The 10,000-nt window shown below is 46.7% G+C and carries 9 protein-coding genes and 1 pseudogene; 6 read left to right on the top strand and 4 right to left on the bottom strand.

Annotated elements, in window-relative coordinates; translation table 11 throughout:
- The 5 genes from astA to speD form a co-directional block, all read left to right on the top strand.
- Positions 1 to 859: arginine N-succinyltransferase (gene astA, locus LDL40_RS03525; RefSeq protein WP_300993733.1), on the top strand; the 859-nt coding region annotated here is incomplete at its 5' end.
- Between the two features lie 19 nt (positions 860 to 878).
- Positions 879 to 2,351: a succinylglutamate-semialdehyde dehydrogenase gene (gene astD / locus LDL40_RS03520; protein ID WP_300993732.1), complete on the top strand. Its 1,473-nt coding sequence runs from the start codon at positions 879 to 881 to the stop codon at positions 2,349 to 2,351.
- A gap of 171 nt (positions 2,352 to 2,522) precedes the next feature.
- Positions 2,523 to 2,873 carry a DUF3802 family protein gene (locus LDL40_RS03515; protein WP_127025640.1) on the top strand — a complete coding sequence of 117 codons (351 nt, stop codon included), beginning with the start codon at positions 2,523 to 2,525 and terminating at the stop codon, positions 2,871 to 2,873.
- A 69-nt stretch (positions 2,874 to 2,942) separates the two neighbouring features.
- Positions 2,943 to 3,371 carry an OsmC family protein gene (locus LDL40_RS03510; protein ID WP_300993731.1) on the top strand — a complete coding sequence of 143 codons (429 nt, stop codon included), beginning with the start codon at positions 2,943 to 2,945 and terminating at the stop codon, positions 3,369 to 3,371.
- 164 nt (positions 3,372 to 3,535) lie between these two features.
- Positions 3,536 to 4,342, top strand: a complete 807-nt coding sequence (speD, locus tag LDL40_RS03505; protein ID WP_300993729.1) for an adenosylmethionine decarboxylase — start codon at positions 3,536 to 3,538, stop codon at positions 4,340 to 4,342.
- Between the two features lie 62 nt (positions 4,343 to 4,404).
- On the opposite strand, the gene LDL40_RS03500 is transcribed toward speD, so the two are convergent.
- Positions 4,405 to 5,298, bottom strand: coding sequence for a phosphoribulokinase (locus LDL40_RS03500; protein WP_300993728.1), 894 nt, complete (start codon positions 5,296 to 5,298; stop codon positions 4,405 to 4,407).
- A gap of 108 nt (positions 5,299 to 5,406) precedes the next feature.
- On the opposite strand from LDL40_RS03500, the gene LDL40_RS03495 reads away from it, so the two are divergent.
- Entirely contained in the window at positions 5,407 to 6,276 is an 870-nt protein-coding gene (locus tag LDL40_RS03495; protein ID WP_300993727.1) for a hypothetical protein, read from the top strand.
- 38 nt (positions 6,277 to 6,314) lie between these two features.
- On the opposite strand, the gene LDL40_RS03490 is transcribed toward LDL40_RS03495, so the two are convergent.
- The 3 genes and pseudogenes from LDL40_RS03490 to LDL40_RS03480 form a co-directional block, all read right to left on the bottom strand.
- Positions 6,315 to 8,093: an ExeM/NucH family extracellular endonuclease gene (locus LDL40_RS03490; protein ID WP_300993725.1), complete on the bottom strand. Its 1,779-nt coding sequence runs from the start codon at positions 8,091 to 8,093 to the stop codon at positions 6,315 to 6,317.
- Between the two features lie 324 nt (positions 8,094 to 8,417).
- Positions 8,418 to 9,704 (bottom strand): phosphoribosylamine--glycine ligase, encoded by a 1,287-nt coding sequence (gene purD / locus LDL40_RS03485; RefSeq protein ID WP_300993724.1) that lies wholly within the window; start codon positions 9,702 to 9,704, stop codon positions 8,418 to 8,420.
- Positions 9,705 to 9,774: 70 nt separating this feature from the next.
- Positions 9,775 to 10,000: pseudogene (locus LDL40_RS03480) on the bottom strand (methyltransferase); the annotation flags it as partial.

The following is a 10,000-nucleotide window of genomic DNA, read 5'->3' as shown; positions in this document are numbered from 1 at the left end:
GCCTGGTGATGAAGGTTATCTGTTTGTTTTAGAGGATGCCGAAACCGGAGCTGTAGTAGGTACCAGTGCCATAGAGGCCGCTGTAGGTCTCGAAGACGCATTTTATCACTACCATTTGGGTAAGGTGGTTCATACCTCACGCGCTTTAGGGGTGTACAACCCTGTAGATATTTTGACGCTGTGTAATGACTACACCGGGGTGTCAGAGCTTTGCACTTTGTTTTTACGCGAATCTTGCCGCAAACAAAATAATGGTCGTTTGTTGTCAAAATTCCGCTTTTTATTTATCGCTGAATTCCGTTCACGTTTTGCTGACAGGGTGATTGCAGAAATGCGAGGAGTGTCGGATGAAGATGGCCATTCACCATTCTGGAAATGGTTACAGGACAGCTTCTTTTCTGTGGATTTCCCTACAGCAGACTATCTGACTGGTATAGGCCAAAAAGTATTTATAGCCGAATTGATGCCGAAATACCCTATTTACGTCAGCTTATTAAGTAAAGAAGCACAGGCAGTTATCGGTAAAGTTCATGAAAAAACCCGCCCGGCCTTAGCTTTACTGCAGTCTGAAGGTTTTTCCAATACAGGTTATGTCGACATTTTTGATGCTGGCCCTACGGTTGAAGCCAAAGTGGAGCATATCCGCAGTGTGCGTGGCAGCCGCAGATTACAAGTCAGGATTGGCGCAGTCAGTGGTGGTCAGCCTTATATGATTGCCAATACGAAGCTGGAAGACTTCAGAGCCACCTGGCTTTACCTGCAACCGGATGAGAACAGCGACCAGCTGATATTGCCTGCTGAATGTGCAAGCTTACTGCAGGTCTCAAATGGCGATTGGGTTCGCGTAGCCCGAATTTAATTTTTAGCGGATTGGTAACATGACAACAGCAGCAGTGCAATTTATTAATGGTCAATGGCATCAGGGTGCAGGCCAGTTATTCAGCTCATTAAATCCGGCAAAGCAGCTGGTGATTTGGCAAGGGCAGAGTGCCGATGCCATTCAGGTGAATAGCGCTATTGAAGCGGCCAGAGCCGCATTTGAATCTTGGAGTGAATTGAGTTTTGATGCCCGTTTGGATATAGCCCGTGCTTTTGCCGCTCAATTGACTGAACACAAAGAGCAACTGGCTTTATGCATCGCGGAAGAAACAGGTAAACCTCTGTGGGAAACCCGCACTGAAGTGGCCGCTATGATTGGAAAAATTGACATTTCAGCCCGTGCCTATCAGGAAAGAACGGGGCAGAAAGAAAACCCTATGCCTCAAGGCAAGGCCTGGATCCGCCATAAACCTCATGGGGTGGTGGCTGTGTTTGGTCCTTACAACTTTCCAGGGCACTTACCCAATGGTCATATAGTACCGGCTTTATTGGCTGGTAATACAGTGGTGTTTAAACCAAGCGAGTTGACGCCTAAAGTAGCTGAACTAACAGTGCAACTGTGGCAAAAAGCCGGTTTACCTGCCGGAGTGTTGAATTTGCTGCAAGGCGAAATAGATACAGGTAAAGCCATTGCTAGTCATCCCGGCATTGATGGTTTGTTTTTTACCGGCAGCTCTGGCACCGGACATTATTTACATCAGCAGTTTGCCGGTCAGCCGCATAAAATTCTGGCGCTGGAAATGGGGGGGAATAACCCTTTAATCGTTCAGAGTGTAAAAAACATAGATGCCGCTGTGCACGACATTATTCAGTCTGCTTTTATTTCCGCAGGTCAGCGCTGCACCTGCGCCAGACGCTTGTATTTGCCTGCTGGTCATGAAGGTGATGCGATACTCAGCCGTTTACTTGAAGTAACGAAAGCATTGAAAGTAGGTTTGTATGATGATGTCGACCAGCCTTTTATGGGCACTTTAATCTCGGAAAAAGCTGCTCTGGGTATGCTCAAAGCTCAGCAGGATTTAGTAGAGCGCGGAGCCAAAGCGCTGTTGCTTATGCAACAACACGCCCAAAGCCCGGCTATGTTAAGCCCCGGTATTCTGGATTGCAGCGTGATAAATGATATGCCGGATGAAGAACATTTTGGTCCGCTGCTAAAAGTTTTTCGTTTTACTGAATTCAGTGATGCCATTCAAGCGGCTAATGCCACTAGTTTTGGTTTGTCTGCTGGCCTACTCTCGGACGACGAAGCATTATATCAGCTGTTCTTCCGCAAAATACGGGCTGGCATAGTGAACTGGAACAGACCCATTACCGGAGCCAGCTCTGCGGCGCCATTTGGTGGGATAGGCGGTAGTGGTAATCATAGAGCCAGCGCTTATTATGCAGCAGATTATTGTGCATATCCTGTCGCCTCTGTGGAACTGGAACAGCTACAGCTGCCGGAGCAGTTGTCACCAGGTTTAACTTTCTGAGTGTCACAAAAGATTTTTTAAGTTTTATTTCTGTCGGGGCTATGCCCCGATTTGTTTTATGAAAAAAAATTTGCTTAAATGACACTCACTTAACAACAAATGATCTGAGCTTTGTGCCATGCTCAGATAGAGATGATTTTCAGTGTTGTGCACTAAAGGTGTCCTTTTAGTATGGTAACTGATAAACCCGGTTATGAGCATCTGATCCAGTTTCTGACTGAGCATTTGTCGTTGTTCGAACAACGTGGTCCAGTAGTAGCCGGAGCTAAAACTCTGGGTGAGGTGCTGGAGGAGTCCATCGCTGAACAAATCATTCAACTTTGTACTCAGCACACCGAGTTGGAAATGAATCATCGCAGCATGATAGTGCGTGAGGTGGACGGTATTTTGTATGATTTCCAGGAAGTGCTGGCGTCTGTATTAGAAGAACCTGCCACAGCTCAACAAACTGAACTGATCCAGGAAATATCACTGTTAATAAAAAACTTGTTTGATAATGCTATTGCAGCTTTGATGGATTAATCTTAGCTAGCCTCATCTGACTGTTTTCCGTAAAATAGCAACTCTTTGATACGGACAACAGGAACTCCTATGCAAGCCAGCGTAAAATGGGCCGGTGACCAAACCTTTATCGGTCGTTCTGACAGCGGCCACAATGTGGTGTTTGATGCTCATAAAGAAGGTAGTGCTGCACCAAGTCCGATGGAAATGGTGTTAATGGCTGCCGGTGCCTGCTCTTCGGTTGACGTGGTCAGTATTTTGCAAAAAGCCAGACAACAAGTCACGGACTGCGAAGTGATTTTAACTGGCGAACGGGTCGAAACTATTCCTCGTGTATTCAGTAAAATTCATTTGCACTTTGTGGTCACTGGCTTTGATGTCAGTGAAAAACATGTGGAAAAAGCAGTGAATTTGTCTGCAGAGAAGTACTGTTCAGTGTCTATTATGTTGTCACAAAGTGTCGAAGTGACACATTCGTTTAGTGTGAAACAATCCGAATTACTGCCAACAGCTGAATAAGGATTGCATCAGTATACCCTTCGTACTTGAAGCTGCAGCTTTGTTGACTGCGTGCTCTAGCCCCAGTCACATAGGTAAACTATGCTGCCGGGGTCTCGCGCACTTGTCGCCTCCCTGCAACTCCAATTACTTTGGGTATATTTTGGACAGAGAGGTAAGAATACGTGGTTAAACCTTTTGAAAAACTAAGACTGCATGGTTTTAATAACCTGACCAAAAGCCTGAGTTTCAGCATTTACGATATTTGTTATGCTCAAACTGAGCAGCATCGTCAGGAGTATATCTCCTATATAGACGAGCAATACAATGCCGATCGCCTGACCGATATTCTGAGTGAAGTGGTGGACATTATAGGTGCTAATATTTTAAATATTGCCCGACAGGATTATGACCCACAAGGCGCCAGCGTAACTATTCTGGTCTGCGAAGAGCCGATAGAAGGTTCACCGGACAACTCGGAAAATCCGGGGCCTTTGCCGGATTCTGTAGTGGCTCATCTGGATAAAAGTCATATCTGTGTCCATACCTACCCTGAAGTGCATCCGCAGGATGGCATCTGTACTTTCCGTGCTGATATTGAAGTTTCAACTTGTGGTTTAATTTCCCCCTTGAAGGCTCTGAACTTTCTGATCCACAGCTTTGAGTCAGACATAGTCACTATAGATTATCGGGTGCGTGGTTTTACCCGTGACGTGAATGGCGTCAAGCACTACATTGACCACCCTATTCATTCGATTCAGAACTTTATGGACGAGCAAACTAAAAATGCTTTCCAGATGGTGGATGTGAATGTGTATCAGGAAAATCTGTTCCATACCAAAATGATGCTCAAAGAGTATGATCTGAACAACTACCTGTTTGGCACCGGCGTCGATGAGTTGGATGATGCACAACGTAAAATCATCAATAAAAAAGTGAAACGTGAAATGCGGGAAATTTTCTACGGCCGCAATTTACCGGAAATGGGGTAACTTTTAAAAATGGGGTCAGATCACATTATTTGCCCAACAAATAATGTGATCTGACCCCATTTTTATTCTAACCAGTTAATTTGTCCTCTGGCCTGCCGACGCTTAATAATCAGTTGTTCTACCAACGGAGTTAATATCAGCTCCATCGCTAAATTCATTTTCCCTCCCGGTACCACCAGCGTATTGACCCGCGACATAAAAGAGCCGTTGATCATTTGCAGGTAATAGGGGAAGTCGACATGTTTAATACCACGAAACCGGATCACTACAAAACTTTCATCGAATGACGGAATGTCTTTAGCACTAAAAGGGTTAGAGGTGTCCACTGTTGGCACCCGCTGAAAGTTAATATGAGTGCGGGAAAACTGCGGTGTGATTTGATTAACATAATCATCCATACTGCGTACTATGCTTGACATCACAGCTTCCCGGCTGTGGCCCCGCTCTGAAGTGTCACGGATGATTTTCTGGATCCACTCCAGGTTGACTATGGGGACCATACCAATGAGCAGATCCACATGCTGCGCTACGTTGTTATGCTCAGTCACTACACCGCCATGCAGGCCTTCGTAAAATAACAAATCTGTGTTGGGTCTTAAATCCTGCCAGGGGGTAAAAGTGCCAGGCAACTGGTTATAAGGCACGGCTTCATCAAAGGTATGCAGATACTGCCGGACTTTGCCTGTTCCGGTTTCGGCATAGCTGGAAAACAATGCTTCCAATGCAGCAAAGTCATTGGCTTCAGCACCAAAGTAGCTGATGTGTTTGCCATGTTCCTTCGCTTTCCTGATCTCCAAATCCATTTCTGGTCTGCTGTATTTGTGAAAACAATCTCCTGCGACAAAACCTGCGTCTATACCAAGGCTGCGAAATATATGCGAAAACGCGCTCATACTGGTGGTAGTGCCAGCACCGGAAGAGCCTGTGACCGCAATGATAGGGTTCTTGTGAGACATATAAAGTCAGATTCTATTGATTGTCAGCTGACTACCATAAAGGATAAAGTAAGATCACTGCAAGCACAGTAGTGAAGCTGTTGCTCACCAACACACAAGGATTATCACGTGCGATTACTTTCACTTGCTTTGACTGTGATGGCTTTGCCAGTCGCAGCAGCCTTGCCACAATACAATTTGTATTTGGCTGATTTAAATAATGATTTATCTGTTACTAATGCAATAAAAATTAATGAAACTCCAACTTACGTGAACCAACCCGCTTTTAGTCAGGATAGCAAAAGCTTGTTTTTTACCCTGGAGCAGGGCAAAGACCTGGCGGTGCAAACCGATATAGCTCGCTATGATATTGCTGATAGAAAGCAACAGGCGCTGACTAATACTGCCTTAAGCGAATATTCGCCAACCTTGTTGCCTGATGGTTCTGGCGTCTCAGTGGTAGTGGTGGAAGCAGACCAAACACAGCGTCTATGGAAAGTGGATGCACAAGGTCAGACGAGTGTGCTGAAAGTGGAGCCTAAGGCGGTAGGTTACCATGCCTGGGGACCCGATCAGGATTTGTTGTTGTTTATTCTCGGCGACAAAGAAGATAACCACACGGTGCGTTATCTGGACAAAGCAGGCAAGCTGACGACTCTGGCGACCAATGTAGGCCGTGCTTTAAGTTGGCAACCCGGTAGTCAAAAAGCTTATTACACAGAAGTGAAACAGGGCCAGTTGTATTTGAGTTTGTATGATGTAAAAACCAAAACCCCAACTCAGACAACATTGGCATTGCCGGCAGGAGGGCAGGATTTTGTCTGGTGGTCTGAAGATACTTTACTGGTGTCTGCTGGGACGAAAATTTACCAGTGGCAAGTCACTGCCAAACAAGGCTGGACTCTGTGGCTGGATCTATCTAAAAACTGCGGTACTGAAGTCAGCCGTTTTGCGCTGAATAGACAGCGCAGTCAGCTGGCTTTTGTTTGTAAGGCATGAAAAACAGGGGCAGAGCTTTCCGCTGCGCCCCTTAACCTCTAAAACTTAAAGTCGATCAATACAGGATCATGATCAGACGAGCGGAATGGGTCCGGTGCATACAAGCTTTGTTGTTGGGCTTTCGATTTAAACTCAGTGTTGTAATCCAGTACGGCTGGCTCATCGGCATTGATATTCCAGTGCTGGAATTGAGTCAGCTGTTTCGCCATGCTTTTGCTGGCAAGCGCATGATCTAATGATCCGGTGCGGCCTTTGTACACATAGGAATAATGGCCTGTTTCGCCAGCGGGGGCCAGGTGGACCCAACCCGCTTGCTCCAATGTATAAACCGGGTCTTCCTGACGGTAGGCATTTAAATCGCCAATCACCAGTTGATGTGCAGTAGTGGCACCTGTAGGTTGGGTCTGCAGCCAGGCTGTTAAAGCTTTTGCTGCGTCCACCCTGGACTGATTCCAGCAGCCCTGACCATCTTTATTATCACTATTGGCTTTATCAACAATGCCTGACTGAGGTTCCGGGCAGCTGCCTTTAGATTTAAAGTGATTGATGCTGACGGTAAAGGCAGTTGAAGCTGTTTTGGCTTTAAAGGTCTGAGCCAAAGGTGCACGTGAACCATAGGCAAATGGCCCTTCGGCTGTCACTGCTGCTTTACCTGCTTCCGCCAGTTTTTGTTGGTTATAAATAATGGCCACTTTAATGGCGTCATTGCCTTGCGAAGCCTCTGGTTTTACGAAGGCATAACGGTTATCACCTAAGGCTTTATTCAGCTCACGTACTATAGTGGCTAAAGCACTGCGCTTGTCAAAACCATTATTTTCCACCTCCAGTAAACCTATTACGTCTGCATCCATACGGGATAATGCCGCTATCATTTTGGCTTGCTGGCGCTGTAACTCGTTGGCATCTGTGGCGCCGCGGCGTGTAGGGAAAGGATTGGCTGCAGTTTCGCCGGTGAAAAAGTTCAGCACATTAAAACTAGCGACCCGGATTTGGTCTGCCGCTTTAGCTTTAGGCTCTTGGCTTCTGGCATTGCTGGATACAAAATCAGGAACCTGAGCTGCGACTAAGCGGTAGCCTTGTTTAGTTTCAATCAGATAACCCTGCAGATTTTTTACTGTATCACCCACCCGCACTGTATTGCTGGCGGATAAGTTGCCAGCAGGAAATATCACAGGTTGTGGATTTTGTTTAAAAATACCGTCGTCCAGCGTCAGTTCACCCAAACGCTGCTGCTGTTCAAAAGCTGTCGCTGCTTTGCCTGGTCTGTGTAATTCAGTAGCGACCCAGAGTCTTTTATCGGCCACTAACAGTTCACCGTATCTGGACAGACCAAAACTGTCGTTCACAATCAAGGACTGAGCGAAGGATAAATACTGACCTTCCAGTGCTTCCCAGGCTTGCCTCGATTGGACAGGTAATGAAGCTGCAATAGGTTTTGGCGCCTCTTGTTGACCGCAGACATAAGCTTTTACATCCACTAAAGCTGTCATACCGCTCAGCTCTGTCACCTTGCCTGTCACCTGTAGTTGCTGGCCAGCTTTGGCTGTCTTAGCTAAGTCTTGATCTGCGATAAAAACAGCCTCGCTGGTATTCGAATTGTTGTCTGGTGTCAGGCTTTGCAGCAAAACACCAGCCGCCTTACTGTCCGGATAAATCACTGCTGTGACTACACCTGATGTAGACACTCTGTTATTTAACAGCGGGCTTTGTTTGGTTTCGCCCTGAATTGCTGCAATAGTAGTTTCAGTCTGACATGCAGCACAAACACCAAATGAACCAGTGGCGAGCACCAGTAAGGTAAATACAGAGAGTTTCATTAAAAGAATCCTTTAATTCGGGTGCATAAAAACAGATGCGTATAGCCTAAGGCAGTCAGAGAAATCTACAAGGGCAAAGCGTTGAATTTCGTATGAAATTGCTGTGAATAGCGGTTAAATAAAAAATTGCCCGGAGCAATTTTTAACATTGGAGCGCAGCGACGATGGCCCTGATGGGGAGCGCCATGGATGGCAGCGAATAAAAAATTGCCCGGAGCAATTTTTAACATTGGAGCGCAGCGAGGATGGCCCTAATGGGGAGCGCCATGGATGGCAGCGAATAAAAAGGCGCCATAAAGGCGCCTTAGAATTAAAGGTATACCTTTAATTCTTTTCGCGAGCTATGGCACGATAGCCTATATCTCTGCGACTAAACACCCCGTCCCACTGCACTTTATCTGTCAGCTCATAAGCCGCTTTTTGCGCAGCTGTTACGTTCTCACCTAGAGCTGTGGCGCAAAGCACGCGGCCGCCTGCCGTCAGCACCTGGCCATCTTTTAGCACTGTGCCAGCGTGGAACACTTTGGCTTCGCGGCTGTCCTCTGTTGGTAAACCAGAGATCAGATCCCCCTTACGGTAATCATCCGGATAACCGCCAGCAGCCAGCACTACACCTACAGCGGCGCGGCTATCAAATTTAATCTGTTGCTGAGCTAGTTTACCTTCCACAGCGGCCTGACACAGCTCGACTAAGTCGGACTGTAAACGCATCATAATAGGCTGAGTTTCAGGGTCACCAAAACGGCAGTTAAATTCCAGCACTTTACAAGTGCCATCAGGGGCAACCATTAAACCCGCGTACAGGAATCCGGTATAGACATGACCTTCAGAGGCCATACCCTTTACTGTTGGGTAAATCACATTTTGCATCACCCAATCGTGAACTGCCGGCGTCACTACTGGTGCTGGCGAATAAGCACCCATACCACCAGTGTTTGGACCTTTGTCGCCATCATCACGGGCTTTGTGGTCCTGAGAGGATGCAAAAGCTAAAGCGTGGCTGCCGTCAACCATCACAATAAAAGAGGCTTCTTCGCCTGTTAAAAACTCTTCAATCACGACACGGCTGCCGGCAGAGCCAAATTTGTTGCCAGCGAGCATATCGTCAATAGCAGCAAAAGCTTCAGCTTCAGTCTGGGCGATAATCACGCCTTTGCCTGCAGCTAAACCGTCGGCTTTGATGACAATAGGAGTGCCCTGAGCTTTGACATAAGCTTTCGCTGGTTCAATCTCTGTAAAGTTGGCGTAAGCTGCAGTTGGAATTTTATGGCGGGCTAAAAAGTCTTTGGCAAAGGCTTTGGAGCTTTCTAACTGAGCTGAAGCCTGTGTTGGGCCAAAAATAGCCAGGCCTTGCTGACGGAAGGTATCCACCACACCTTTGGCCAGTGGTGCCTCAGGCCCCACTATAGTCAAAGCTATGCCTTCGCTTTTGGCAAAAGCGGTGAGGGCAGGCACATCGTCTGCTGCAATAGCCACATTGGTCAGATTGGCTTCCAGCGCAGTACCTGCGTTGCCTGGAGCAACAAAGACTTGTGTCACATGAGCCGATTGTGCTGCTTTCCATGCCAGAGCATGTTCACGACCGCCACCACCTATTACTAATACTTTCATCGTCAGTTTCGCCCTAATCAGTCCAAAAAAATCTATTCAAAAAAGGTCAATCAATAAAACAAACAGCAGCCTATTTGGCTGCTGGTTTGCGGAATTTCAGTGTCATACGATCGCTTTCGCCTATGGCCAGGTACTTATCTTTATCCTGCTCTTTTTGTGACAGAGTCGGAGGTAAAGTCCAGACACCACCCGGATGATCGGCTGTATCTTTGGGATTGGCATTAATTTCGCTGCTGGCCTCTAAAACAAAACCAGCTTTTTGCGCCAGTTCAACCGCCAGACTTTGTGGGAAATAA

Origin of the sequence: Rheinheimera sp., assembly GCF_020217005.1 — a bacterium.
GTDB lineage: Bacteria > Pseudomonadota > Gammaproteobacteria > Enterobacterales > Alteromonadaceae > Pararheinheimera.
This window is presented reverse-complemented; position numbering and strand designations above follow the sequence as displayed.